Here is a 25,411-nt window from a genome sequence, read left to right as displayed (position 1 = left end):
CAAAAATCCACGGCGCTCGGTCGATACGGATAGCCGGGTTGTGGTGGTGGTGCCTACAATTGGTGTAAGGTGTCGATAGAGGCTGTTCTTCCGGTGTGTCTGGCGGTGTGGTCTTTCAATTCACAGGTGACGATCCTTGAACGATATGGCAAAAAATCTGGTTCTCTGGCTGATCATAGCCGCCGTGCTGCTAATGGTGTTCCAAAACTTCTCACCATCAACCAGCGGTCAACAGGTAAATTACTCCCAGTTCGTACAGTTGGTACAGCAGGGACAAGTGCGTCAGGTAACGATTGACGGCCTGGATATTCAGGGTGTCCGCGGTGACGGCTCCCGTTTCCAGACCATTCGCCCGCAAGTGGCGGACAACAAGCTGATGGACGACCTCCTGGCGAACAACGTTGAAGTCGTTGGTAAGGAGCCTGAGCGTCAGAGCTTGTGGACCCAGTTACTGGTCGCGGCTTTCCCAATTCTGATTATTATCGCCCTGTTCGTGTTCTTCATGCGGCAGATGCAAGGCGGCGGTGGTGGCAAAGGGCCCATGTCTTTTGGCAAGAGCAAAGCGCGCCTGATGAGTGAGGATCAGATCAAGACCACCTTTGCCGATGTGGCAGGGGTCGATGAGGCGAAGGAAGACGTCAAGGAGATCGTGGATTTCCTGCGTGATCCGAGCAAATTCCAGCGTCTGGGTGGCCGTATCCCGAAAGGGGTGCTGATGGTCGGCCCTCCAGGCACCGGTAAGACTCTGCTGGCGAAAGCCATTGCCGGTGAGGCAAAAGTACCCTTCTTCTCCATTTCCGGTTCCGACTTCGTTGAAATGTTTGTCGGTGTTGGTGCTTCCCGGGTCCGCGATATGTTCGAGCAGGCCAAGAAGCAGAGCCCCTGCATCATCTTTATCGACGAGATTGATGCGGTCGGTCGTCACCGGGGCGCTGGCATGGGTGGTGGTCACGATGAGCGTGAACAAACCCTGAACCAGTTGCTGGTTGAAATGGATGGTTTTGAAGGTAATGAGGGCGTGATCGTGATTGCCGCCACAAACCGTCCGGACGTTCTTGACCCGGCGTTGTTGCGGCCTGGACGTTTTGACCGCCAGGTGGTGGTCAACCTGCCCGACATTATTGGTCGTGAGCAGATTCTCAAGGTTCACATGAAAAAAGTGCCGCTGGCGGATGGGATTGATCCTGGCGTGCTGGCTCGGGGTACCCCTGGTTTCTCCGGTGCCGATCTTGCAAACCTGATTAACGAAGCGGCGCTGTTTGCAGCGCGGCGCAACCAGCGCCTGGTTTCCATGGAGGAGCTGGAGCTGGCGAAAGACAAGATCATGATGGGCGCTGAACGCAAGTCCATGGTGATGAACGAGAAAGAGAAGCGGAACACCGCCTATCATGAAGCCGGTCACGCGATTGTCGGTCGCCTGATGCCGGAGCACGACCCGGTTTACAAGGTCAGCATCATTCCCCGTGGGCGGGCCTTGGGTGTCACCATGTTCCTGCCGGAGGAAGATCGTTACAGTCATAGCAAGCGCTATCTGATCAGCTCGATTTGCAGCCTGTTTGGTGGCCGTATCGCGGAAGAGTTGACCCTGGGCTTTGAAGGCGTGACTACGGGAGCCTCCAATGATATCGAGCGGGCCACGAGCCTTGCCCGTAACATGGTGACCCGTTGGGGGTTGTCTGAGAAGCTGGGGCCACTGCAGTACGATACTGACAGTGAAGAGCCGTTCCTCGGTCGTTCGGCCGGTCAGGCTCATACGGTTTACTCCCCGGAAACGGCTCAGCGCATTGACGAGGAAGTCCGTAATATCATTGATGAGTGTTACGAAAAGGCTCGACAGCTGTTGTTGGACAACCGCGACAAGCTGGATGTGATGGCCGACGCGCTGATGAAGTATGAGACGATCGATCGTCATCAGATTGATGACATCATGGAAGGTCGTACTCCACGTCCGCCTCAGGGCTGGGGTGATAGCGGTCCTCAGGGTGGTGTCACTACTGATGAATCTGGTGCTGACAAGGCGGGAGAAGATCGCCCGGCTGGCAGCGTCGGACGTCCCGCCGGCGAGCACTGATCTGGCGCGGTTCCTTTCGTAACTGGTAGTGCTGACGCCGCCCTTCTGGGCGGCGTTTCTGTTTGGTTCGAGTCCCCTGGAGATAATACGATGATCATGGACTTTGGTGGGCGCGCATTGGATATGGGGCGCTGCCACGTAATGGGAATCCTGAATGTGACGCCGGACTCCTTTTCCGACGGTGGTCGTTTCAACCGCCCGGATATAGCGCTGATGCATGCCCGGGAAATGGTGGCCCAGGGGGCGGCGTTTGTGGATGTTGGCGGAGAGTCGACGCGTCCGGGTGCTGCACCGGTATCCTTGCAGGTGGAGCTTGACCGGGTGTGCCCGGTGGTGGAGCTGATCGCTCGAGAGCTGGATGTGGTGGTGTCGGTGGATACCAGTACGCCAGAGGTGATGATCGAGACCGCAAAGCTGGGCGCCGGGCTGATCAATGATGTGCGGGCGCTGGGGCGGGATGGCGCTGTGGAGGCTGCGGTGGCCAGTGGGTTGCCTGTGTGCCTGATGCATATGCAGGGGCAGCCGACGGATATGCAGGATCGCCCCCAGTACCAGAGTGTGATGCGTGAAGTGAGCGCATTTTTGATGGACCGGGTCCGTGTGGTTGAAGCGGCAGGCCTGCCTGCTGAAAAAATTCTGCTGGACCCGGGGTTTGGGTTTGGAAAAACGCTGGAGCATAACCTCCAGCTGCTGGCGGTCCTGGATCGCCTGAAAGTATTGGGGTACCCGCTGTTTGTGGGGGCTTCCAGAAAAAGCATGTTGGGTCAGATCACCGGTCGTGATGTCAATGAACGGTTGCCTGCGGGTTTGGCTGTGGCGACAATAGCCGCATTAAAAGGGGCGTCGATCCTGCGGGTGCACGATGTCTGGGAAACCGTCGATGCCGTGAAAGTGGTGTCGGCAATGGAGGGAGTGGGTCAATGACTGGCAGAAAATATTTCGGCACTGATGGTATTCGTGGGCGAGTGGGTCAGGGCCCGATTACGCCGGAGTTTATGTTGCGTCTCGGTTGGGCTGTTGGTCAGGTATTCAAGCGCGAAGGTCAGCGCAACAGTGTCCTGATTGGGAAAGATACCCGGCTATCTGGCTATATGTTTGAGTCTGCCCTTGAAGCGGGGCTGTCTGCTGCCGGTGTGGATGTGAAACTGCTCGGGCCGATGCCGACCCCGGCCATTGCCTATCTGACCCGTACCTTCAGGGCGTCGGCAGGTATCGTCATCAGTGCTTCCCATAACCCTCATCACGATAATGGCATCAAGTTTTTCTCGGCGGCAGGAACCAAGCTTGATGACGCAGTTGAGCAGGAAATTGAACGCTGGCTGGAACGGCCGATTGAGGTGGTGGAATCCAGCGAGCTGGGTAAGGCCAGCCGCGTCGATGATGCGCCGGGCCGTTATGTAGAGTTCTGCAAGAGCACCGTGCCAAACGAGTTTACCCTTGAGGGCAAGCACGTGGTGCTCGATTGTGCCCACGGCGCCACCTATCATGTCGCGCCGAAGGTGTTTCGTGAGCTGGGGGCGAAAGTTTCGTTGATCGGTGTTGAGCCGGACGGTCTCAATATCAACCTGGATGTCGGTTCGACCCATCTGGCTGCGTTGAGTGAGGCGGTAGTCGCAAAAGGGGCTGACTTCGGGATTGCCTTTGATGGTGACGGCGATCGTGTGATGTTTGTGGATCGCGACGGTACCGAGGTGGACGGTGATGAGCTGCTCTATATCATTGCTGTCGAGCGTCAGAGTTCCGGGAAGCTCAAGGGTGGCGTGGTTGGCACGTTGATGACCAATCTCGGTGTCGAGTTGGCCTTGCGGGAGCGAGGGATTCCGTTTGAGCGGGCCAAGGTGGGTGATCGCTACGTGATGGAACGCCTGGTTCGGGAGAACTGGGTGCTTGGTGGTGAAGGCTCCGGGCATATGGTGATTCGCGACCGGACCTCAACCGGCGATGGCATTGTGTCTGCGCTCCAGGTGCTGGTGGCCGGGTGGCGTACCGGTCAGTCCCTGGCTGAGCTCCGGCACGGCATGAGCAAGCTCCCCCAGGTCATGATCAATGTGAAGGTCGCGGAGCGGTTTGACCCGCTTGGGCGTGAGGATATCGCCACGGCGGTTCGGCATGCCGAGGAAATGCTCGGTGATTCCGGGCGCGTACTGCTGCGGGCATCCGGAACCGAGCCTTTGATTCGGGTAATGGCTGAAGGGCGTGATGGCGATGTTATCCGCCGGGTCGCTGAAGAGCTTGCCGAGGTGGTGCGTCAGTCGCGGAACTGACCATTGTGCGAATTTGCGTGGTTGTACACCGGCTTGGAGTGCTGTATAGTTCGGCCTCCCTCGTATCTGGGGACAGTATCAGGGGATGGAAATGCGCCGAAATATTGTTGCTGCGAACTGGAAAATGAACGGGTCTCGTGAACTCGTGGAATCTCTGGTTGGCGGGGTGAAAGCCGGTGTCGCAAAGCTTGATAAAGATGTAGAGGTTGTTATTATTCCTCCCTCGCTTTATCTGGCCGACGTAGAGAAGGCTGTGTCCGGAAGTGCTCTTCAGTTAGGTGTCCAGAATGTGGCGCGCTGGGAGTCCGGGGCCTATACCGGTGAAGTGTCGGCGCAGATGGCGAGTGATGTCGGGTGTGCCTATGCGTTGGTTGGGCACTCCGAACGCCGGCAGTTGTTCGCTGAAGATGATGTTCAGGTGGCCGAGAAGGTCCGGCTGATTCTAGCGAGCGGTCTCGTTGCCATCATCTGTGTTGGCGAGACGCTGGAAGAGCGTGAAGCTGGCCAGGCAGAGCAAGTTGTGGCGCGCCAGATTCGCGCAGCGCTGGCCGACGTTTCTGGCGAAGGCTGGAAAAAGATTGTTATTGCCTATGAGCCTGTATGGGCCATTGGTACAGGCAAAACCGCGACAGCGGTGGATGCCCAGAATATGCACGCGAACATGCGTGGGCTGTTGTCAGAGCTGGGTGCTCCGGCGCAGGAAATCTCTCTCCTTTACGGGGGGAGCGTGAAGCCGGATAATGCGGCCGAGCTGTTTGCTCAGGCAGACATTGATGGCGGGCTGATTGGCGGTGCATCACTGGTTTCGGACGATTTTGTTCGTATTTGTGGTGCGGTTTAACGCTTCGGCTGTTGCTGGTTGAACAGTTAAGGTTTGTAGAGAGTCGTTATGGATTGGATGGAAGCACTGGTTGTCGTTGTGCACGTCGTGATTGCGGTGGCGCTGGTGGGTCTTGTTCTGATCCAGCAGGGCAAAGGGGCTGACGCCGGAGCCGCATTCGGTGGTGGTGCCTCTCAGACAGTTTTTGGAAGTCAGGGAAGTGGTAGTTTCCTGACGCGAGTGACAACGTTCCTGGCGATAGTGTTCTTTGTCACTAGTTTTTCGCTGGCGATCTTCGCCAAGCAGCGTGCCGATGTTGGGGGCGAAGCTGGTATTCCCATGGTTGAGGAATCCGCGCCGTCCGAAGCACAGGTTCCTGCTCTGGATGAGGGTGCTGGTGAAGCTGGGGTTCCAGCGGGCGAAGGCCTTCCGGAACTCGAGTAAAAGAATTGCCGAAGTGGTGGAATTGGTAGACACGCTATCTTGAGGGGGTAGTGGCGTAAGCCGTGCCGGTTCAAGTCCGGCCTTCGGCACCATCTTTGAAAAACGGCTTGGAATACCAAGCCGTTTTTTTTGGTCAGTCCTTGACCAGTGGGCTCGGTGTACTTATACTTCCGGCCACTAATTAAGCGGGTTTCCGGCGTTTTGGGTTGCGGAAACTTTGCGAAATGGCAGGCCAGGTGTCTGTCTACGGGGGAGTTGATGTGCTGGCCCTCCCGTAAGTTCTTGCAACAAAAGGCCCCGGGCGAGGCGGTGAGATAGACAGATCCACCGGTCTCCTAGATAGGGGCTTTTTGATTAGGGGCCTGGCGCAAGGGCCCTGGTGCAAAAAAAGGGCTGATTAACAGCCCTTTTTTTGTTTCCGGTTTCGGAAAACTGTTATGGAGACGGCATAGCCTTGTCAGCCAAGCTAAACAAACTTGAAGAAATGCTTCGCCCGGTAGTTGAAGGTCTGGGGTATGACTTCTGGGGCCTGGAATTTCGTTCCAGAGGTCCCCAATCCATGCTGCGTCTTTTTATCGACGATGCCGAAAATGGCATTGGTGTCGAAGATTGCGAGAAGGTCAGCCGCCAGGTCAGTGGTGTGCTGGATGTAGAAGATCCGATTCAGAGTGAATACACGCTGGAAGTGTCTTCTCCTGGTATGGATCGTCCGCTGTTCCGCTTGGAACAATACGAAGCGTTTGTCGGGCACCGGGTTCAGGTGCGTCTGCGTATGGCCTTTGAGGGACGCCGGAAATTTCAGGGTTTGCTCAAGGGTGTCGAAGGTGGTGATGTGGTTGTCGTGGTTGATGATCACGAGTATCTGCTGCCTTTTGACAGCATTGAACGCGCTAACATCGTACCGGTATTCGAATAATTCGTCAGACTGCGAGTCTATTTAGATAAAGGCAGGGTAATCCAATGAGTAAAGAAATCTTGCTGGTTGTTGAAACCGTCTCAAACGAGAAAGGGGTTGAAAAGGACGTCATCTTCGAGGCGATTGAACTGGCACTCGCTACAGCTGCGAAAAAGCGCTACGAAGACGAAGAAGCGGATATCCGGGTCGTTATTGATCGTCGCACTGGTGAGTATGAGACCTTCCGCCGCTGGCTGGTCGTCGATAACGATGCTGTGCCTGCTCTGGGTACTGAGCTGACCATGCAGGAAGCTGAAGAGATCGATACCAGCCTCCAGCCCGGCGATATCCACGAAGAGAAAGTGGAATCCGTGGCGTTTGGTCGTATTGGCGCTCAAGCCGCCAAGCAGATCATTTTCCAGAAAGTGCGTGAGGCCGAGCGTAGCAAGATCGTCGACAGCTACCGTGATCGCGTTGGCGAGCTGGTTTCCGGTACGGTCAAGAAAGTTACCCGGGATAACGTGATTGTGGACCTGGGTGGCAACGCCGAAGCCCTGCTGCCGCGCGACCAGTTGATTCCCCGTGAAACATTCCGCATGGGCGACCGGGTGCGCTCACTGCTGCTGGAAATTCGCACCGATCACCGTGGCCCTCAGTTGATCCTGAGTCGCACCGCGCCAGCCATGCTGATTGAGCTGTTCCGCATTGAAGTTCCCGAGATCGCTGAGGAACTGATCGAGATTCGTGGCGCTGCCCGTGATCCCGGCTCCCGGGCAAAAATTGCGGTCAAGACCAACGATCGCCGTATCGACCCGGTGGGTGCTTGCGTCGGTATGCGTGGCTCCCGCGTGCAGGCGGTTTCAAATGAGTTGGGTGGCGAGCGTGTTGATATCGTGCTGTGGGACGACAACCCCGCACAGCTGGTTATCAATGCCATGGCGCCTGCAGAGGTAGCGTCCATCGTTATGGATGAAGACCGCAACACCATGGATGTTGCCGTCGCCGAAGACAACCTGGCCCAGGCCATTGGGCGCAACGGTCAGAACGTTCGTTTGGCCAGTGAGCTGACCGGCTGGACCCTCAATGTAATGACTGAGGAAGAGGCCGGGGAACGCCAGGAGCAGGAGTACAACCGTCTGCTTGAGCATTTCACGGCCAACCTGGATGTGGATGACGAGTTTGCTGGCGTGCTGATCGAGGAAGGCTTCACCTCCATTGAAGAGGTGGCCTATGTCCCGATGGAAGAAATGCTGGCGATTGAAGGTTTCGATGAAGACACCGTCAACGAATTGCGTCGTCGCGCCAAGGATGTATTGCTGAATAAAGCGCTCGCCGATGAGGAAGCGCTGGAAGGCAGGGAGCCCGCTGAGGACCTGCTGACGATGGAAGGTATGGACCGTGCTCTGGCTTTCAAACTGGCCGGCATGGGTGTTTGCACGATGGAAGATCTCGCTGAGCAGTCGGTTGACGACCTGCTTGAAATCGAAGGTATGGATGAAGAGCGTGCCGGTCAGCTGATTATGACCGCGCGTGCCCCCTGGTTCCAGGACCAGGCATAATCGGGAGGAGGACCAGTATGTCAGAAGTAACGGTAAAACAACTGGCCGAAGATGTAGGCGCTCCCGTGGATCGTTTGCTGCGCCAGATCGTTGAGGCAGGCCTTCAGGCCCGCTCGGAAAACGATTCGGTTTCCAGCGATGAGAAGCAGCAGCTGTTGGCCTTTTTGCGCAAAACCCACGGTGAATCTGAGGCTGAGCCCCAGAAAATCACGCTCAAGCGCAAGACCACAACCACCCTCAAGACGGGGGGTGGCGGTGCAGGCCGTGCCAAGACGGTAAACGTCGAGGTCCGCAAGCGCCGGACGTACGTCAAGCGGGCTGAAGTGCAGCCCGAGCCGGAGCTCGAAGCACCCAAGGCGGAAGAGCTGCCAGAGGTTCAGGAGCCAGTGGTTGAAGATACGGCAGCACCGGTAGAAGCGGTGACTCCAGCGGCTGATGCCGCCGAAGTGGAGGCGACGGTTGAAGCGGTTGCGCTGACCGAAGGCGAAGCGGTGGATGCCGAAGCTGAGTCTGATGACGCCGAGGTTGAAGCGGTGGTGGATGTTGTACCGCCTGGTGATGCCGATGCCAAAGACCGCAAGGCCAAGAAGAAGAAGGAAAAAGTTCGCGAACGCAGCGACGAGAGCGAAGACGGCAAGCCGAAGAAGAAATCTGCTGGCCATCGGGGTCCTCGTAACCGTCCCGTAGACGAGCCGGTTGTCATTGCCGAGGACGACGAAGATAACACTCTGCGCAAGCCGATGCGTGCGAAGAAAAAGCCGAAAGAAAAACGTCACGGCTTCGAAAAGCCGACTAAGCCTATGGTACGAGAAGTAGAAGTTCCGGAAACGATCACAGTAGGTGATCTCGCTCAGCGCATGGCCGTTAAGGCAGCTGATGTCGTGAAGACCTTGATGGGCATGGGCGTCATGGCCACCATTAACCAGGCGCTGGATCAGGAAACCGCGATGCTGGTGACTGAAGAGCTGGGGCATAAGCCGAAGGCTGTCAGTGCCGACGCCTATGAGGAAGAGGTTCTCAGCGAGTTCCAATCCGAAACCGGCGAGTTGCAGAAGCGGGCACCGGTGGTGAGCGTCATGGGTCACGTTGACCATGGTAAGACCTCCCTGCTTGATTACATCCGTCGCGCCAAGGTAGCCGCAGGGGAGTCAGGTGGTATTACCCAGCATATCGGTGCTTACCATGTTGATACCGATCACGGCATGATCTCTTTCCTGGATACCCCGGGACACGCGGCCTTTACCGCTATGCGGGCGCGTGGAGCTCAGTGCACCGACATCGTTATCCTGGTGGTTGCCGCTGATGACGGTGTTATGCCGCAAACCAAAGAAGCGGTTCAACACGCCCGTTCAGCCGGTGTTCCCCTTGTTGTTGCAATCAACAAGATGGATAAGGAAGAAGCTGACCCTGACCGCATCAAGAACGAATTGGCGGCGCTGGAAGTCATTCCGGAAGACTGGGGCGGGGACGTACAGTTTGTGCCGGTTTCTGCACATTCTGGTCAAGGCATTGACGAGCTGCTGGAAGCCGTACTGCTCCAGGCCGAAATGCTGGAACTGAAGGCTGCGCCGGCGGTACCGGCCAAAGGTGTGGTGGTCGAATCCAGCCTGGAGCGCGGTCGTGGTTCCGTAGCAACCGTACTGGTCCAGAACGGTACCCTGCGTCGTGGAGACATGGTCGTTGCCGGCGGCTTCTTCGGTAAGGTCCGTGCGATGATGGACGAGACCGGTAGCCAGATTGATCAAGCGGGCCCCTCCATTCCGGTGGAAATCCTTGGCCTTAATGGCACCCCGGATGCGGGTGATGAGTTCTTCGCGGTGGCCGACGAGCGTAAGGCGAAAGAGCTGGCTGAGTTCCGTCAGATTCGTGAGCGTGAACAGCGGTTGCAGCGTCAGCAGGCTGCCAAGCTCGAGAACCTGTTCGAGAACATGGGCAAAGACGAGGTCAAGACCCTCAATGTGGTTCTGAAGACCGACGTGCGTGGCTCCCTGGAAGCGATCAGCAAAGCGCTGCAGGATCTTGGTAACGACGAAGTTCAGGTCAAGATCGTGTCATCCGGTGTTGGCGGGATCGCGGAAACAGACGTCAGTCTCGCTATGGCGACGGGCTCTGTCATCTTCGGTTTCAACGTTCGTGCCGACAACGCCTCCAAGCGCCTCGTCGAGCAGGAAGGCCTGGATCTGCGTTATTACAGCATCATCTATAACCTGATTGATGACGTAAAAGCCGCTCTGACCGGCATGCTGGCACCGGAATTCCGCGAGGAAATCGTGGGTATTGCCGATGTACGCGACACCTTCCGTTCGCCGAAGTTTGGCCAGGTTGCTGGTTGTATGGTGGTCGAGGGGACCGTGTTCCGTAGCAAGCCAATCCGGGTACTGCGCGACAACGTGGTGATCTTCGAGGGTGAGCTGGAGTCCCTGCGCCGCTTCAAGGACGATGTCCAGGAAGTTCGCAACGGTATGGAATGTGGTATCGGTGTTAAGGGCTACGACGTGAAGGTCGGTGACCAGATCGAGGTGTTCGACCGGATCAAGGTAGAGCGCAAGCTGGAATCGGCGGGCTGACCGCCCAGCGGTTCCTTACCCTAAGTAAATGGAGGCGTCCCGGTTTCGGGACGTTTCCCGTTAGTAGGCGATAACATGCCAAGAGAATTTAGCCGTCTTGATCGCATCGGTGATCAGATACAGCGTGAGCTGGCCCAGATGATCCAGCGGGAAATCAAAGACCCGCGCCTGGGCATGGTGACGGTCAACGCGGTCAAGGTCAGTCGTGATCTCGGCTACGCTGACATTTTTGTGTCGCTGTTGACTACCGAAGAACTGACGGAAGAGTCCGAACAGGTCAAGGTGTCGCTGGCGATACTGACCAAATCTGCGGGTTATCTGCGTGGCCAGTTAGGGCGGGCAATGAAGCTGCGGATGGTTCCCCACCTGCGTTTCCACTTTGATACCCTGCTTGGACAGAGCCGCCACATGGATGCCCTGATCCGAAAGGCCGTGGATGAAAAGCCTGCGGTTAGCCAGGATGATGACAGCTCGGAGCCTGACGCTTGAGTCGACGACGTAAAGGCCGTGATGTAAACGGCATCCTGGTGATCGATAAGCCCCAGGGTGTGACCTCCAATGGCATCTTGCAGCAGGTGAAGCGCCTCTACGGTGCTGCCAAAGCGGGGCACACCGGTGCGCTGGACCCCCTGGCAACAGGTGTCCTGCCATTGTGTTTTGGCGAGGCGACCAAGTTCTCCCAGCTTATGCTGGACAGCGACAAGGCGTACATCACCACGGCTCGTTTGGGGGTTCGTACCGAAACCGGCGATAGCGAAGGTGCGGTGGTTGACGAGCAGCCGGTACCTGCAGGGCTGAATGCCGAAATCCTGGAGCCGATCCTTGATACGTTCCGTGGCAACATCGAGCAGGTTCCGTCGATGTACTCAGCGCTAAAGCATAACGGACGGCCGCTGTATGAATATGCCCGCCAGGGGATCGAGATTGAGCGCCCGGCGCGGCCGGTCACGATCTATGAACTGACCCTGCTGGATGTGCGTGAGAACGAGATGGACCTCGCGGTGAAATGCACCAAGGGGACTTACATCCGTTCTTTGGTCGAGGATATTGGTGATGCGCTCGGCTGTGGTGCTCACGTCACCGTATTGCGGCGTACCCTGGCCGCCGGGTTTACCCTTGAGGATTGCCACTCGATTGAACAGCTGGAGTCCATGAGGGAAGAAGGCCTGAGCCTGGATGGGCTGCTGAGGGAGCCGGACTCGGCCTTGTCGATGTTTCCAGAGAGGGAACTGGAAGGCGAGGTGTTGGTATCGCTATTGAACGGGCAACCGGTTAGAATACCGGGTCAATTCCCAGCCGGTCCGGTGCGCCTGTACGGTGATGGCCAATTTGTAGGGCTGGGAGAAGGTTTTGCTGAAGGTGAGGGCATGCAGATTGTTCCTCGCCGATTGGTGAAAAACGGCTGACCCGACCCGAGTGGGACGGGGCCGTCTTAGCCGGGCTGTAGAGATGCACGGTTCGGCCGAATATCTATGCATCGCAAACAATGAGGTGAAATATGGCACTTACTGCCCAAGAGAAAGCACAGATCGTTAATGACTTCCAGCAAGGTGAAGGCGATACCGGTTCTCCTGAAGTTCAGGTTGCACTGCTGAGCGCCAACATCGACAAGCTGCAGAGCCACTTCAAGGCCAACAAGCAGGATCACCATTCCCGCCGTGGTCTGATTCGGATGGTTAACCAGCGTCGTAAGCTGCTGGACTACCTGAAGAACAAGAACGCTGATCGTTATCTTGATCTGATCAAGCGTCTGGGTCTGCGTCGCTAATCTGTCTGGATTAGACGAAGCTGTTGGTCGGGGCTTTCGGGCCCTGGCCTGCCTACGGTGGGGGTTTCCCCACCGTATGTGTTTCTCTCCCGTGGAACTGCTCCGGCTGATGCCTCAGCATGGACTGTCCACATAAGTGCTGCACCCGGGGTAACCGGAGTATTCGAAGGACTCCCTGTCGTATCCGAAAGCCGAAATTGATAGCAGGTTGTTGAAAGTCCCTGTGTTCAGCGTGCTTGCCCAAGCTGGGATTTTCAACAGCCTGTTAGCTTTCAGACGGGTTCCCTTTCGTTCATTCCGTTGTCGTTCCCGACGCACTCAACCCACCACCCGGTGATGGCATCGGTTGGTGTAGGAATCATGAATTGACGATTAAGGAGTTACCGTGAACCCGGTAAAGAAGACATTTGAACTCGGCGGTCAGACCGTCACTCTGGAAACTGGCCGTATTGCCCGTCAGGCAACCGGCGCAGTCCTGGTCACCATCGACGACGTGGCTGTTCTGGGCACCGTTGTTGGCGCCAAAGAACCCAAACCCGGTCAGGGCTTTTTCCCGCTGACCGTCAACTATCAGGAAAAAACCTACGCGGTTGGTAAAATTCCTGGTGGCTTCTTCAAGCGTGAAGGCCGTCCTTCCGAAAAGGAAACGCTGACCTCCCGTTTGATCGATCGCCCGATCCGCCCGCTGTTCCCCAACGGCTACATGAACGAAGTTCAGGTAGTACTGACCGTCATGTCCGCCAACAAGACCCAGGACCCAGACATCGCCGCCATGCTGGCTGCTTCTGCGGCCCTGGCCATCTCCGGTATTCCGTTTGACGGCCCGATCGGTGCGTCCCGCGTTGGTTTCACCAACGAGCGTGGTTACTTCCTCAACCCGACCTTCCAGGAGCTGGAGACCTCTCTGCTGGACATGGTTGTTGCCGGTACTGAAGACGCGGTGCTGATGGTTGAGTCTGAGGCCAAGGGCCTGACCGAAGACCAGATGCTGGGCGGTGTTCTCTTCGCCCACGAAGAAATGCAGTCTGCCATCCAGGCGATCAAGGAATTTGCCGCTGAAATTGGTAAGCCGCGCTGGGAGTGGCAGCCTGAGGCTGAAAACAGCCAACTTCTTGAAGCGATCCGCAGCGAGTTTGCTGGCGCCATCGAGGAGGCTTACAGCATCCGCGAGAAGATGGACCGTTACGCCCGTCTGGGTGAGCTGAAAGCCCAGGCCGTTGAAAAGCTGGCCGGTGAAGACGAAGGTCAGCCTTCCGAAGAGGAAGTGAAAAAGTACTTCGGTAAAGTCGAGAAGGCCACTGTTCGTCAGTCCGTTATCGATGGTAAACCGCGTATCGATGGCCGTGACACCAAGACTGTCCGTCCGATCAAGATCGAAGTGGGCGTGCTGCCCAGCACTCATGGTTCTGCCCTGTTCACCCGTGGTGAAACCCAGGCGATCGTGACCACCACTCTGGGTACCGCTCGTGATACCCAGATCATCGACGCCCTGGAAGGTGAGCGTAAGGATCCGTTCCTGTTCCACTACAACTTCCCTCCCTACTCTGTAGGTGAAGCTGGCCGTATGGGTAGCCCTGGCCGTCGCGAAATCGGTCACGGTCGTCTGGCCAAGCGTGGTGTGGCAGCGGTAATGCCGACTCTGGAAGACTTCCCGTACACCATCCGTGCAGTTTCCGAGATCACTGAATCCAACGGCTCCAGCTCTATGGCGTCCGTCTGTGGTTCCAGCCTGGCTCTGATGGACGCGGGTGTGCCCATCAAGGCACCGGTCGCGGGTATCGCGATGGGTCTGGTTAAGGAAGGCGACAAGTTCGCGGTTCTGACCGATATCCTGGGCGATGAGGATCACCTGGGTGACATGGACTTCAAAGTGGCGGGTACGGCCGAAGGTGTTACTGCGCTGCAGATGGACATCAAGATCAACGGTATCACCGATGAAATCATGGAGATCGCGCTGCAGCAGGCGTACGACGCTCGTCAGCACATCCTCGGCGAAATGGCCAAGGTGATCTCCCAGCCGCGTTCTGAGCTGTCTGCCCGTGCACCAAGCATCAGCACCATGAAGATCCATCCGGACAAGATCCGTGACGTGATCGGTAAGGGCGGTGCCACCATCCGTGGAATCTGCGACGAAACTGGCGCCTCCATTGACCTGGACGACGACGGCAACGTGAAGATCTACGCTGAAGACCAAGCTGCCGCTCAGGCTGCGATGAAGCGCATTCAGGAAATCACTGCCGAGATCGAAGTGGGCGCCATCTACAACGGTCGCGTCGAGCGTATTGTGGATTTCGGAGCCTTCGTTAATATCTTGCCTGGCAAGGACGGTCTGGTTCACATTTCCCAGATCTCTGATCGTCGCATTGAGAACGTCACCGATGAACTGAGCGAAGGCCAGGAAGTATTGGTCAAGGTTCTGGATGTGGACAACCGTGGCCGCGTTAAGCTGTCCATGAAAGAAGTGAAGGAAGGTGAGCAGCCGACTGAGTTCTAAGTCGAGACTGTCGACGCTTTCTGAGCTTCGAGTAAAAGCCCGCCACCGGTAACGGTGAGCGGGTTTTTTTATGGCCGGGCAGTCTGGGCTAGAAATTCCAGTACGGCGTTCCGGTAGGCCGGGATGATAAAGGTGGCCGTGTGAGGGGTATCGGTGCGGAGAAAGGCCTTGGGGTCGCTGGCAGCGGTATAGAGCTCTGGCCCATGGTGAAACGGGATGACGGCATCGTTAATGCTATGGATAACCATGACCGGTGTTGGGGCGATGTCACTGATCCGGTCAATTCCTTCGTAGTTATCGGGAATGGTCCAGCTCAGCGGAATCTGAAATGGCCAGGTCAGCCAGAAACTGTCGAGCTTTTCCTTGGCGATTGCACGAAACCCGGAAAAGCTGGCATCCAGAACGACTGCGTCCAGTTTCGGCTCCATGTCCTGCTGACTCCACTCACTGGCCAGTGCGATGGCCAGGGCGCCGCCAAGGCTCTGCCCGAGCAGGATGAGAGGTTGATCCTCGTGGTAGTGGCTGCTCACAAGCCAGCGTAACCCGCTCTCAATATCGTGCAGGGCGCCCTCGAGGTCAGGATCACCGCTGGACTGGCCGTAACCCCGGTAATCGATCAGGAAGACGTTGTAACCCTGCTCCGGCAGCCACGCCACATTCAGCAGGTGGCTGCTGATGTTTTGGGCGTTACCGTGAAGGTAGTAGACGGTGCCGCGTGACGGAGTGCCTTGGGCAGGGAGCCACCACCCGTGCAGGGTTTCGCCGTCGCTGGTCTCAAGATAGACGTCTTCGTAACCGAGGTTCAGCCTGTCCGGTGTCAGGTAGACATACCGGTCAGGATAAAAGAACATGCCGCTGCACCCGGTCAGGGACAGGGCAGCAGCGGTTGCGCAGAGCGTTAGAAGTAAGCGTGCAGCCCGACTTGCCATAGGTTGCGATACCGGTCGTAGTGATGCTCACGGGTGAATTCGGCAAACAGGCTGACGGAGCGGCCGAAGTGCAGGTTGCCGTTAAGGTAGGCCTGATCCTGGCGGTGCTGGCTGCTGACAATCCAGGCCTTGGTCTTAATGCCCGCCAGCACGCTGGCATAACGGGACTGGTGCAGCAGGCCAAGATCCGCGCCGGGGGCGGCATCGTAGCCGCGGCGGAAGTCATCATCGACTTCGAGATCGGCGGTGGCCATCGCAAATGCCTGGAGTGATGAGGTGAGATTCCAGCTGCCACCGGCCCCGCCTTCAAGATAGGGGGCCAGTACCCGCTCGGTACCGGTATCGGTCCGGCGTCCACCAAAACCTACCTGCCAGGACAGTGGCGAGAAAAACGGGTTGCGTGGCGAGAGCGAGCGAATGGACACACCGGTGATGTGCTCCAGTTGGAGCTCATCGTTGTCGGTGTAATAGCGCAGGTCGAGGCGGAGGAACTCCAGCTCGGCTCCCTGGCGATAACCCTCTGGTGGATCAAGCAGGTCGTGGTAGGCCGGACGCAGTGTTAGCTGGGCGAAGTTGCGGTCGTCCCAGCGCCCGCCGGACAGGCTCATGCGGAAGGTGTCGTGGCCCTGATCGTCACGAATCTCCGGTGCCGGTGGTGTTGGTGGTACGTCCGTTTGTTCGATCTGGCTACGGGCGACCAGAATCTGGTGGGACAGGGGAGCGGCAAACTCCCGTGGCCAGGAATCCGCTTCACTTTGGTATCGAATATAGTCGTAGGTGGCGTCAAGCACCGACGATCGCTGCTGGGGTTCGAGTTGCGCCAGTTCCGGTCCATCCACTTTGACGTAGCCATAGGCGATGGCCGCTGCCAGGGTGCGCTGTTGCTCGCTTAGCTGGTCCAGGCTATAACTGATCGATGTGGCGGCGGAGGGGCGGTAATGGATATTTGCGACCAGGTCTTTGTCCACCACCCAGCGAACGGTGTCTGAGGGAATGGCGTGGGTATTCACCTCGTCAATGAGATTGGTGCCAGGGCGGGCAATGTCGATCATTGCCAGCAGGCGATAAGCGCAGTTTTCGTCAAAAAAGTAGTAATCGAAGTTCCGGCCCTGGATTTCCCAGGCATGGGCCAGCATGGTGTCGACTTCGTCCGGGGTCAGGTTGAGCTGGTACTCCCACAGGTCCCGGTGTTCGATGTCGGAATACAGACGAATTTTCTCGTAGTAGGGCTGGACCGTGGTGATTCCCGGGTAGCCGCCAAAGATGCCTTTGTAGGCGAACAGGAATTCACTGTCATGGGCCGCGGCATCTGCTGCGTAGGAGATGGTGTTGGCCAGCAGCAGGTCGGTGGTGTGGTCGTCACTGGGTGGGTCCAGTCGAATGAATGTGTGGCCGAACATGGACGACGGGCTGTTCAGGTACGATGCCGCAAAGACCAGTGTGACCGATTCGGTGTTCAGTGTATCGGTCCATTCCTGGTAGGCCGGGCAGGTCGCTTGTGAATCCGGAAGATCCAGCCTCTGTCGCAGCCACTGATCCCGGGCCGGGAAGCGGCAACTGGCGTGGCTATCACCGGTGCCTGGTTGCTGGATAGCGTCCAGGGTTGCGACCAGTTCTGCATAGGGGGAGTGCTTGCCATCGGGGCTGAGGAAAAACTCGTTGTCGTCAGCCTGGCTGGTAAAGCCTGAACCCAGGGTATCGGCGTGATAGTGGCCGAGGTTGAGCCAGTCCCGCTCTAGCGCAATGGATTCCAGGGGGAGTTCGGAGGTGGCCAGCGTTGGCGTTGTGGCTGCCAGCCCTGACAGAACCAAAGCAAAACAAAGTGGTGCGCGCATGAAAGGGCTTTCAGTGACTAAGTGAGCAAGGGGGAATGCGCCATCCCTGGCGCATGAGAGTCCTTGTAGTCGTCGCTGGAATTAGGCAGCGACGTACTTGGCCAGAGCTTCGTTTTGCTCCATCAGGGAAACGATCGCTTCTACCGCTTCACCAGATGTTGTCTCGGAAGACGGGAAGATGGACGCGAAGTTGTCCTGCAGCAGGCCGCGGAAAGTGTCACGGTCAGCCGGCTCGATGTTCAGGAGAACCGCCAGAGTGTCGAGGTTTTCGCCTTCACCGCGAGACATGTCGCGAGCGATTTTGTCGACGTTGCTGTCCATATACATGGCCATGGACTGAACAGACTGGTTGGTGTTACAGCCCAAGGTACCGGAGGTCATACCGAAAGTCTGGTTACCGAAGGTGCCGTTGGTGGTCGCTGCCAGTACGTGCGGAGCAACACCGGATTGTCCTTTGAAGATCATGGCGCCTACACCACAGCCTGGCTGGGCGAAGGTTACGGTGGAAGCTCCGAGGAGGATTGCGCCTGCGATCAGTTTTTTCATTGTCCACTCCTTGATTAAGTTTGACTGTCGTCGCATTCGTACTGAATTCATTTATCCAATCAGTACGTTAACGGCCCTGACATAGATCCCATGAAGGGCGAAACGACCGTTCCACTGAGTATAGACCAGGAAATCTGGACGCCAATAGTAAATATGCCAAAAAGGACTAAAAAAACGGGGGCAGACATTACAAAATGATCATTTGTATCTGTTTGTAAATAAAGATTTTTCTCAGCACGGGGCAGAATATGCTGGGTTTGGGCAATAAAAAACCGGGCGCAGGGCCCGGTTCTGGTTAGCCTGTGGTGGGGGTCAGCCCCCCAGGTAGGCGGCGCGAACGTCCGGGTTGGCCAGGAGGTTAGCGCCGGTGTCGTGAAGGCGGATACGTCCGGTTTCCAGCACATAGCCGCGATCAGCCAGGCTGAGGGCCTGGTTGGCGTTCTGCTCCACCAGAAACACGGTAATGCCTTCGTCCCGCAGATGGCCGATGATCTCAAAGATTTGCTTGATCACCAGCGGGGCAAGGCCCAGGGATGGCTCATCGAGAATGATCATCTTTGGCTTGCTCATCAGGGCGCGGCCAATGGCGAGCATTTGTTGCTCGCCCCCAGACATGGTGCCTGCACGCTGAAACTCCCGTTCCTTCAGGCGGGGGAACAGGGAATATACGTGGTCCTGGCTTTTGCGGTTCTCAGCGTTGGATTTGAAGAAGCCTCCCATTTGAAGGTTTTCTTCCACCGTCAGGCTTGAGAATATCCGCCGCCCTTCCGGGACAATGGCGATGCCGGAGCGCATGATGTTGGCCGTCGGGTCACGGGTGATGTCGCGCCCTTCCAGGATGATGCGCCCTGAGGAGGCTTGCGGTGAGCCGCACACTGTCATCAGAAGGGTGGTTTTGCCCGCACCATTGGCCCCGATCAGTGAGACGATTTCCCCTTTATTGACCTCGACAGAGACCCCGTGCAGGGCCTCAATCTTGCCGTAGTGGGTATGGACGTCTTCCAGTACTAGCATGGACATGGCTCAGGCCTCCCCCAGATACGCTTTGATGACATCGTCGTTCTGACGGACCTCTTCCGGTGTGCCGCTGGCCAGGGGGCGTCCCTGGTTGATCACGTTGATGCGGTCAGAAATCTCCATGACCAGGCTCATGTCGTGTTCAATCAGCAGTACCGAAACGTTGTAGTCTTCTTTCAAGCCGACAATCAGGTGGTTCAAGTCGCGGGTTTCTGCCGGGTTCAGGCCAGCCGCAGGTTCGTCGAGCATCAGCATGGTCGGTTCGGTCACCATGCAGCGGGCGATTTCCAGGCGGCGTTGCTGGCCATAGGCCAGGTTACCGGCTTCCCGGTTGGCCAGCTCCAGCAGTCCGACACGGTCGAGCCAGTAGGCCGCCCGGTCTAACGCTTTCTGCTCCCGTTGCCGATAGTTGGGCGTTTTCAGCAAGCCGGAAAAGAGGTTGGTGTTGAGGTGCCGGTGCTGGGCGACCAGCAGGTTCTCGACCACCGTCATCTTGTTGAATAGGCGTACGTGCTGGAACGTCCGGACCATGCCCAGGCGGGAGATCTTGTAGTCAGGTTTACCCTGAACCTCTTCGCCTTGAAAGCGAATGGTGCCCCCGGTGGGGCTGTAGAAACCGCTGATGCAGTTGAACACGGTGGTTTTACCGGCCCCGTTGGGGCCGATGATGGACACAATTTCGTGTTCGTTGACGTCCAGGGACACTTGGTCAACGGCCAGGAGCCCGCCAAAGCGCATGGACAGATTGCGTACTTCAAGCATTCTGCATCACTCCTGTTTTTTCAGTTCAATGTGCATCCGACGCATGGGCATCAGGCCCTGCGGACGCCAGATCATCATCAGTACCATGGCCAGTCCGAACAGCAGCATGCGGTATTCGGAGAACTCACGGGCCAGTTCCGGCAGGATAATGACCGCCACGGCCGCCAGGATGACGCCGATCTGGGAGCCCATGCCACCGAGAACCACGATGGCCAGGATGATGGCGGACTCTAGGAATACGAATGACTCCGGGCTGATGAAGCCTTGCTTGGATGCGAATACCGTACCGGCAAAGCCTGCAAAGAAGGCACCGATGGTGAAGGCGGACAGCTTGACCGAGGTTCGGCTGAGGCCCAGGGAACGGGCGGCGATTTCATCTTCTCGCAGGGCTTCCCAGGAGCGGCCGACCGGCATCTTGGTAAAGCGGCGAATCACCACGGCAGTGAACAGGGCCAGCACCAGAGCAATCAGGTAGAGGACAATGATCTTGTGGTTACCGCTGTAGCTGATGTTGAACACCTCGTGGAACAGGGTATTCCCCTCTTCCTTGACCCGTCGCCCAAACTCCATGCCGAACAGCGTTGGGTCGGGGATGCCGCCAATGCCGTTGGGGCCACCGGTCAGCCAGGTCATGTTGTTCAGCAGGATGCGGATGATCTCACCAAAGCCGAGGGTCACAATGGCAAGGTAGTCTCCCCGTAATCGCAGCACCGGAAAACCCAACATAAGCCCGAAGAGGGCGGCCAGGCAGGCACCGAGGGGAAGGGCCACCCAGAACGAGATGTTGAAGTACTGGTAGAGCAGGGCAAAGGTATAGGCGCCCACCGCATAGAAGGCGACGTACCCCAGGTCGAGCAGCCCGGCCAGACCAACCACCACGTTCAGCCCCAGGGCCAGCATGATGTAGATCAGCACAAGCGTCGCCAGATCGACCGAACCACGGGAAACAAAGAACGGCCAGATCAGTGCGCCGACCACCAGCAGTACCAGAACGATGGTATCCAGACGCTGGCGCTTGCTTTGCTCCATCGGCTCGCGGTTGGCAAATGGGTTCAGGTTGGGCATTTTGCCCATGGAACCCATGATGTTGTCGCGGAACAGCTGGAACAGGAAGACGGCCACGGCCGCCAGTAGGATCGAGATGACGGTGGCCGTATCAGCCCCCTCAAGGACCACCTTGGTGCCTTCGGCGACCAGGTTCAGGCCCAGGATAGGGTACGAAATCACCAGGGTGACAATCGCGCAGAACAGCGCATGTTTGAGGTTTTGAGCAGCCATCAGATCTTCTCCACCTCGGGTTTACCCAGCAGCCCGGTCGGCTTGAACAGCAGGATCAGAATCAGCAGCCCAAAGGACACCACGTCTTTGTACTCTCCGCTCAGGTAACCGGAAGTCATGCTTTCCGACACCCCCAGAATCAAGCCTCCAAGCATTGCGCCCGGAATGCTGCCAATGCCTCCCAGTACTGCGGCGGTAAAGGCTTTGAGACCGGCAATAAAGCCGAACAGCGGATCAATGGAACCGTAATACATACCCAGCAGCAGGCCGGCGACGGCGGCCAGCGATGCGCCAATGATAAAGGTCGCGGATATGATGCGGTTGGTATCAATGCCCAACAGGTTAGCCATCCCCAAGTCCTGGGATACCGCCCGGCAGGCGCGGCCGGTGCGGGAGCGGGAAATGAACAGGGACAGGGCCGTCATGCAGATCAGGGTGGTGATGAAGATGGTGATCTGCATGTAGGAAATGGACGTCTGGAAGGAATCGGGGGAGCCGAACTGGAAACCGCCTTGAATCAGGGCGGGGAAACCGATATTGCGGGAACCTTGTGCGAGGTGGACGTAGTTCTGGAGGAAGATTGACATACCGATGGCTGAAATCAGCGGAATCAATCGGTGTCGCCCTCGAACGGGGCGGTAGGCCACTCGTTCAACGGCCCAGCCCATGGAGCTGGAGACCAGTACCGCGCATATCAGCGCAACAATCAGGATCAGGGGTAGCCAGGCGATGCCGAGGGCAGCCAACCCGGTAATGGTAATCAGGGCAGTGTAGGCGCCGATCATATAGATTTCGCCATGGGCGAAGTTGATCATGCCGATAATGCCGTAAACCATCGTGTATCCGATGGCGATCAGTGCGTAAGCACTGCCAATGGTCAGCCCGTTAATGAGCTGCTGTAAAAAATACAGAAGGTCTTGCATGTTTGTGGGACTCCGACAACCTGCTCTCTTGTGCCTGCAAGGGGCGCGCCGGGGTGCCAGCGCGCTTGTTGTCAGGATCACCGGGAGAGCCTAGAAAAACACCTTCTCCCGGATCACGGTGAGAAGGTGTTCTCATTTTTATTACCGCTTTTTAATAATCGCGGCTTAGTTTACCGGAGTTTTGCTGCCATCAGAATGCCATTCGTAGACAACGAACTCGAACGACTGCATGTCGCCTTTGTCGTCATATTGAACGGTGCCGATCGGTGTCTGGAAGCTGTTGGCGCGCAGGGTCGCAGCGACGTCTGCAGGATCTGTTGAAGCGGCCTGCTCAATGCCGTCAGCGATCAGTTGAACCGCTGTGTAGGAGGTCAGCACGAAGGGGCCGGATGGATCTTCGCCCTTGTCGGCAAAGGCCTGAACCAGTGCCTGGTTCTCTGCTTTCTGGTCGAAGCTGGGTGGCAGGGTTACCAGCAGGCCTTCGGCGGCTTCGCCAGCGATGGTGTTGATGTCCTTGTTACCGACACCTTCGGGCCCCATGAAGATGGCATCCAGGTCAGCCTGACGTGCCTGGCGCAGGATCAGGCCCAGTTCTGGGTGGTAGCCGCCGTAGTAGACGTAGTCGACATCGGCTTGCTTCAGCTTGGTGATCAGGGAGGAGAAGTCTTTGTCACCGGCCGTGATACCTTCAAACATGGCCACTTCGACGCCGGATGCGTTAAGGGTGTCACGAACCGCGGTGGCGATACCTTCACCGTACTGCTGCTTGTCGTGGACAACGGCGACCCGCTCCGGGTTCAGGCTGGCGATGTAGCGACCAGCAACAGGGCCCTGCATGCTGTCGAGACCGATGGTCCGGAATACCAGTTCATAGCCGCGCTCGGTGATGTCCGGGCTGGTGGAGGCCGGAGTGATCATCAGCACGCCTTCGTCTTCATAGATGTCGGACGCCGGTTGGGTGGAGCTGGAACACAGGTGACCAACGACGTACTGAACACCTTCGTTCACCAATCGGTTGGCAACGGTGACGGCCTGCTTGGGGTCGCACACATCGTCGACTTCAACGGCTTCCAGCATTTCGCCATCGACCCCGCCATTGGCGTTGATCTGCTCAATGGCCATGCGGGCGCCGGAGAATTGCATGTCGCCGTACTGGGCAACAGGGCCGGTCATTGGGCCAGCGATGCCGATCTTGATTTCCGCGGTTGCCTGTCCAGCAGCCATCAGTGCTACGGAGGCGCTTACGGCAGTGGCAAGTTTTTTCACAGATGTTCTCATGGGTTCTGTCCTACGTTGGGTCAGGGTTATTCTTATGTTCTCAACGGCTTAAAAAAACACTAGAGTTCAGTCCTTGTCAAGCTGGGGGGTGTCCGCAACGTCATCGTCCGGGAATACCACCGCCCGGAAGTGCTCGTGGTCCTGCAGGCGGGTAAAGCTGGGGTCGGCCGCAGCGTCTTCCCGGTAGGCCTCGGATATCTCGACGGCTTTTTGCAACGTGTTCACGGCATCTTCCCAGCGCCCGATTTCAGCATAGGCGCAGGCCAGTTGATAGTGGGCGTGGCCATTGTCCGGTGCCAGTTTCAGCGCGCGCAGACACAGGCTGATGGCCCAGAGCGGTTCCTGCAACTCGAGGACAGCGTCCGCCTTATAGCTCAGTGCCTCAACGTCGTCAGGGCGGAGATCCAGAATCTGGTCATAGACCGAAATCTTGTTCTGTTGTGAGGTCTCCTGACTGGCCTTCAGCCAGAGCGAGTGCACTTCGTTGGTGCGTTCAATCTCCGCCTGGTTCTGCTGAATAATGTCGGACTTTTGCTGCAGCTGTACCTCGATAGCCTGCAAGCGGGTTTCATATTCCACCACCAGTTCGTTAACGCGTTTTTCAGCCAGGCTGGTGAGCTGAGAGCGCATGTCGCGAATCGAGTTCCAGCCGATGACCACTAGAATGGAGGTGGCGCCGGCAATCAGATAGAAGAAATAGGTCACCGTATCGGTGGCGTAGGACATTGTCTTGTCGGCGACAGACAGTTCTTTGTCCACGACCTTTTCGATCAGTTCAGCCCGGGTGCGAAGAAGCTCGGTTCGCAGGTTCTTGACCTCATCCAGCAGATACCTTTCGACAAACGGGTTGTACAGCGGCTCTTCCAACGTTTCGATGCGCTGTTCCAGGTCACTGGCATCCGCTTCCTCCGGTATGTCCTGGGCGCTGGACAGCGCAGGCAGAGCCAGCAGGCAGCTCAGCAATGCATGGCGAATCCAGGGTGGGCAGGACAGGGCTTGGGCGAACAGCGTTGTTAAAGGCATCGGCACTTCCGTTATTGGTCTATAGATTGAGCGTACTGACCATATCATAGTGGCTAGCGGAAAAAATGCCGGGGCGGCTGAGATGGGGCGCTGGCGAACCCCCGTAAGTCTGCCAAAATGCTTTGTACTCGTAAAAATACATTGCCTATAATCCGCCCCTTTTGGGCGTCTCGGATTGGGGGTGTGCCGTGCAAAATTATGAACAGGTTTTGGTGGCTCTGCGGCGGGTCATTCGTGCCACGGATCTGCATTCCAAGCGGCTCAGTAAACACGCGGGGCTGACCGGACCTCAGTTGCTGATCATGCGCACGATTCGCGAGCTTGGAGAGGTGACCATCGGGACCATTGCCGACAAGGTCAGCCTGAGTCAGGCCACTGTAACCACCATTCTGGACCGGTTGGAACACCGGAATCTTGTTTACCGGGTTCGTAGCACCCAGGACAAACGCAAGGTGCATGCCCACCTGACCGATGAGGGCGCTGAGATTCTGTCCCGGGCTCCACTGCCGCTGCAGGAAGAGTTCATCGAGAAGTTCCAGAATCTGCAGGAGTGGGAACAGACCATGATCCTGTCGTCACTGCAGCGTGTGGCCAACATGATGGACGCCGACAAGATTGATGCGTCGCCGGTTTTGGATGTGGGGCCGGTACTGCGCGAGGATGGCTGGAAGGATACCGGCAAGAAGTAGCTTTGCATCGAAGTCAGGAGTCTGCAGGCTCCTTCCTGTGTCTCTGGGGCCGATCACTAGGTGGAGGTCTTTGAGGGGGAGGGGCAGTGAGTTGCCTGAGGTGCTAGACGGCCTGCACTGATGTCTGGGTGTTCGGGAGAGGTGGCCTTGCGGAGCAGAGGCATGGACGCCTCGGTAGCTGTGCCGGTACATGGATGTACCGTCACAGCGGTGGAGCAAGGCCACCTCTCCCGAACGCTTTCACCCAGG

General features: G+C 57.4%; 22 protein-coding genes and 1 tRNA gene. 14 read left to right on the top strand and 9 right to left on the bottom strand.

Annotation, left to right across the window (positions count from 1 at the left end; all coding sequences use genetic code 11):
• Positions 1-136 precede the first annotated feature (136 nt).
• The 13 genes from ftsH (at position 137) to pnp (ending at position 14,882) form a co-directional block, all read left to right on the top strand.
• A complete protein-coding gene (ftsH, locus tag BMZ67_RS00360; protein ID WP_217642436.1) occupies positions 137-2,071 on the top strand; it encodes an ATP-dependent zinc metalloprotease FtsH in 1,935 nt (644 codons plus the stop codon).
• Between the two features lie 90 nt (positions 2,072-2,161).
• A complete protein-coding gene (folP, locus tag BMZ67_RS00355; RefSeq protein ID WP_092019949.1) occupies positions 2,162-2,995 on the top strand; it encodes a dihydropteroate synthase in 834 nt (277 codons plus the stop codon).
• The gene (gene glmM, locus BMZ67_RS00350; protein WP_092019948.1) at positions 2,992-4,335 is read left to right on the top strand and encodes a phosphoglucosamine mutase; all 1,344 of its coding nucleotides are present in this window, start codon (positions 2,992-2,994) and stop codon (positions 4,333-4,335) included. The genes folP and glmM overlap by 4 nt, the downstream gene beginning before the upstream one ends.
• A gap of 91 nt (positions 4,336-4,426) precedes the next feature.
• Positions 4,427-5,176: a triose-phosphate isomerase gene (gene tpiA / locus BMZ67_RS00345; protein ID WP_092019947.1), complete on the top strand. Its 750-nt coding sequence runs from the start codon at positions 4,427-4,429 to the stop codon at positions 5,174-5,176.
• A gap of 48 nt (positions 5,177-5,224) precedes the next feature.
• Positions 5,225-5,599, top strand: coding sequence for a preprotein translocase subunit SecG (gene secG, locus BMZ67_RS00340; protein ID WP_092019946.1), 375 nt, complete (start codon positions 5,225-5,227; stop codon positions 5,597-5,599).
• Between the two features lie 7 nt (positions 5,600-5,606).
• Positions 5,607-5,691, top strand: a tRNA-Leu gene (locus BMZ67_RS00335).
• Between the two features lie 362 nt (positions 5,692-6,053).
• On the top strand, positions 6,054-6,515 hold the full coding sequence (gene rimP / locus BMZ67_RS00330; RefSeq protein WP_092019945.1) for a ribosome maturation factor RimP: 462 nt from the start codon (positions 6,054-6,056) through the stop codon (positions 6,513-6,515).
• Between the two features lie 44 nt (positions 6,516-6,559).
• A complete protein-coding gene (gene nusA, locus BMZ67_RS00325; RefSeq protein WP_092019944.1) occupies positions 6,560-8,053 on the top strand; it encodes a transcription termination factor NusA in 1,494 nt (497 codons plus the stop codon).
• Between the two features lie 17 nt (positions 8,054-8,070).
• Positions 8,071-10,620 carry a translation initiation factor IF-2 gene (gene infB / locus BMZ67_RS00320; protein ID WP_092019943.1) on the top strand — a complete coding sequence of 850 codons (2,550 nt, stop codon included), beginning with the start codon at positions 8,071-8,073 and terminating at the stop codon, positions 10,618-10,620.
• A gap of 75 nt (positions 10,621-10,695) precedes the next feature.
• Positions 10,696-11,109: a 30S ribosome-binding factor RbfA gene (gene rbfA / locus BMZ67_RS00315; protein WP_092019942.1), complete on the top strand. Its 414-nt coding sequence runs from the start codon at positions 10,696-10,698 to the stop codon at positions 11,107-11,109.
• Positions 11,106-12,026, top strand: a complete 921-nt coding sequence (truB, locus tag BMZ67_RS00310) for a tRNA pseudouridine(55) synthase TruB (protein ID WP_092019941.1) — start codon at positions 11,106-11,108, stop codon at positions 12,024-12,026. Before rbfA ends, truB begins: the two co-directional genes overlap by 4 nt.
• 92 nt (positions 12,027-12,118) lie before the next feature.
• Entirely contained in the window at positions 12,119-12,388 is a 270-nt protein-coding gene (gene rpsO / locus BMZ67_RS00305; RefSeq protein WP_092019940.1) for a 30S ribosomal protein S15, read from the top strand.
• Between the two features lie 385 nt (positions 12,389-12,773).
• Complete coding sequence (gene pnp / locus BMZ67_RS00300; protein WP_092019939.1) at positions 12,774-14,882, top strand: polyribonucleotide nucleotidyltransferase; 2,109 nt, start codon at positions 12,774-12,776, stop codon at positions 14,880-14,882.
• Positions 14,883-14,950: 68 nt separating this feature from the next.
• On the opposite strand, the gene BMZ67_RS00295 is transcribed toward pnp, so the two are convergent.
• The 9 genes from BMZ67_RS00295 to BMZ67_RS00255 all read right to left on the bottom strand — a co-directional run bounded on the left by BMZ67_RS00295 (position 14,951) and on the right by BMZ67_RS00255 (position 24,473).
• A complete protein-coding gene (locus tag BMZ67_RS00295; protein ID WP_092019938.1) occupies positions 14,951-15,811 on the bottom strand; it encodes an alpha/beta hydrolase in 861 nt (286 codons plus the stop codon).
• Positions 15,781-17,646 carry an Lnb N-terminal periplasmic domain-containing protein gene (locus BMZ67_RS00290; protein WP_092019937.1) on the bottom strand — a complete coding sequence of 622 codons (1,866 nt, stop codon included), beginning with the start codon at positions 17,644-17,646 and terminating at the stop codon, positions 15,781-15,783. The genes BMZ67_RS00295 and BMZ67_RS00290 overlap by 31 nt, the downstream gene beginning before the upstream one ends.
• An 81-nt stretch (positions 17,647-17,727) precedes the next feature.
• On the bottom strand, positions 17,728-18,192 hold the full coding sequence (locus BMZ67_RS00285) for a DUF3015 domain-containing protein (protein WP_092019936.1): 465 nt from the start codon (positions 18,190-18,192) through the stop codon (positions 17,728-17,730).
• A gap of 312 nt (positions 18,193-18,504) precedes the next feature.
• The gene (locus BMZ67_RS00280) at positions 18,505-19,206 is read right to left on the bottom strand and encodes an ABC transporter ATP-binding protein (RefSeq protein WP_092019935.1); all 702 of its coding nucleotides are present in this window, start codon (positions 19,204-19,206) and stop codon (positions 18,505-18,507) included.
• A 9-nt stretch (positions 19,207-19,215) separates the two neighbouring features.
• Positions 19,216-19,971, bottom strand: coding sequence for a high-affinity branched-chain amino acid ABC transporter ATP-binding protein LivG (gene livG, locus BMZ67_RS00275; RefSeq protein ID WP_092019934.1), 756 nt, complete (start codon positions 19,969-19,971; stop codon positions 19,216-19,218).
• Positions 19,972-19,977: 6 nt separating this feature from the next.
• A complete protein-coding gene (locus BMZ67_RS00270; RefSeq protein ID WP_092019933.1) occupies positions 19,978-21,249 on the bottom strand; it encodes a high-affinity branched-chain amino acid ABC transporter permease LivM in 1,272 nt (423 codons plus the stop codon).
• Positions 21,249-22,172 (bottom strand): high-affinity branched-chain amino acid ABC transporter permease LivH, encoded by a 924-nt coding sequence (livH, locus tag BMZ67_RS00265; RefSeq protein ID WP_092019932.1) that lies wholly within the window; start codon positions 22,170-22,172, stop codon positions 21,249-21,251. The genes BMZ67_RS00270 and livH overlap by 1 nt, the downstream gene beginning before the upstream one ends.
• Before the next feature lie 165 nt (positions 22,173-22,337).
• Positions 22,338-23,450: a branched-chain amino acid ABC transporter substrate-binding protein gene (locus BMZ67_RS00260; RefSeq protein ID WP_092019931.1), complete on the bottom strand. Its 1,113-nt coding sequence runs from the start codon at positions 23,448-23,450 to the stop codon at positions 22,338-22,340.
• 66 nt (positions 23,451-23,516) lie between these two features.
• Positions 23,517-24,473: a tetratricopeptide repeat protein gene (locus BMZ67_RS00255; RefSeq protein WP_139214304.1), complete on the bottom strand. Its 957-nt coding sequence runs from the start codon at positions 24,471-24,473 to the stop codon at positions 23,517-23,519.
• 188 nt (positions 24,474-24,661) lie between these two features.
• Here BMZ67_RS00255 and BMZ67_RS00250 point away from each other — a divergent pair, with 188 nt between their 5' ends.
• Positions 24,662-25,162: a MarR family winged helix-turn-helix transcriptional regulator gene (locus tag BMZ67_RS00250; protein ID WP_092019930.1), complete on the top strand. Its 501-nt coding sequence runs from the start codon at positions 24,662-24,664 to the stop codon at positions 25,160-25,162.
• Positions 25,163-25,411 lie beyond the last annotated feature (249 nt).

The sequence above is a fragment of the Marinobacter zhejiangensis genome (assembly GCF_900114775.1).
GTDB lineage: Bacteria > Pseudomonadota > Gammaproteobacteria > Pseudomonadales > Oleiphilaceae > Marinobacter > Marinobacter zhejiangensis.
This window is presented reverse-complemented; position numbering and strand designations above follow the sequence as displayed.

Excerpts from the sequence above, each read along its gene's own strand:
- folP (WP_092019949.1), top strand. The coding sequence starts at position 2,162 with ATGATCATGGACTTTGGTGGGCGCGCATTGGATATGGGGCGCTGCCAC.
- glmM (WP_092019948.1), top strand. The coding sequence starts at position 2,992 with ATGACTGGCAGAAAATATTTCGGCACTGATGGTATTCGTGGGCGAGTG.
- tpiA (WP_092019947.1), top strand. The coding sequence starts at position 4,427 with ATGCGCCGAAATATTGTTGCTGCGAACTGGAAAATGAACGGGTCTCGT.
- secG (WP_092019946.1), top strand. The coding sequence starts at position 5,225 with ATGGATTGGATGGAAGCACTGGTTGTCGTTGTGCACGTCGTGATTGCG.
- nusA (WP_092019944.1), top strand. The coding sequence starts at position 6,560 with ATGAGTAAAGAAATCTTGCTGGTTGTTGAAACCGTCTCAAACGAGAAA.
- infB (WP_092019943.1), top strand. The coding sequence starts at position 8,071 with ATGTCAGAAGTAACGGTAAAACAACTGGCCGAAGATGTAGGCGCTCCC.
- rbfA (WP_092019942.1), top strand. The coding sequence starts at position 10,696 with ATGCCAAGAGAATTTAGCCGTCTTGATCGCATCGGTGATCAGATACAG.
- rpsO (WP_092019940.1), top strand. The coding sequence starts at position 12,119 with ATGGCACTTACTGCCCAAGAGAAAGCACAGATCGTTAATGACTTCCAG.
- BMZ67_RS00295 (WP_092019938.1), bottom strand. The coding sequence starts at position 15,811 with ATGGCAAGTCGGGCTGCACGCTTACTTCTAACGCTCTGCGCAACCGCT.
- BMZ67_RS00290 (WP_092019937.1), bottom strand. The coding sequence starts at position 17,646 with ATGCGCGCACCACTTTGTTTTGCTTTGGTTCTGTCAGGGCTGGCAGCC.
- BMZ67_RS00285 (WP_092019936.1), bottom strand. The coding sequence starts at position 18,192 with ATGAAAAAACTGATCGCAGGCGCAATCCTCCTCGGAGCTTCCACCGTA.
- BMZ67_RS00280 (WP_092019935.1), bottom strand. The coding sequence starts at position 19,206 with ATGCTAGTACTGGAAGACGTCCATACCCACTACGGCAAGATTGAGGCC.
- livG (WP_092019934.1), bottom strand. The coding sequence starts at position 19,971 with ATGCTTGAAGTACGCAATCTGTCCATGCGCTTTGGCGGGCTCCTGGCC.
- BMZ67_RS00270 (WP_092019933.1), bottom strand. The coding sequence starts at position 21,249 with ATGGCTGCTCAAAACCTCAAACATGCGCTGTTCTGCGCGATTGTCACC.
- livH (WP_092019932.1), bottom strand. The coding sequence starts at position 22,172 with ATGCAAGACCTTCTGTATTTTTTACAGCAGCTCATTAACGGGCTGACC.
- BMZ67_RS00260 (WP_092019931.1), bottom strand. The coding sequence starts at position 23,450 with ATGAGAACATCTGTGAAAAAACTTGCCACTGCCGTAAGCGCCTCCGTA.
- BMZ67_RS00255 (WP_139214304.1), bottom strand. The coding sequence starts at position 24,473 with ATGCCTTTAACAACGCTGTTCGCCCAAGCCCTGTCCTGCCCACCCTGG.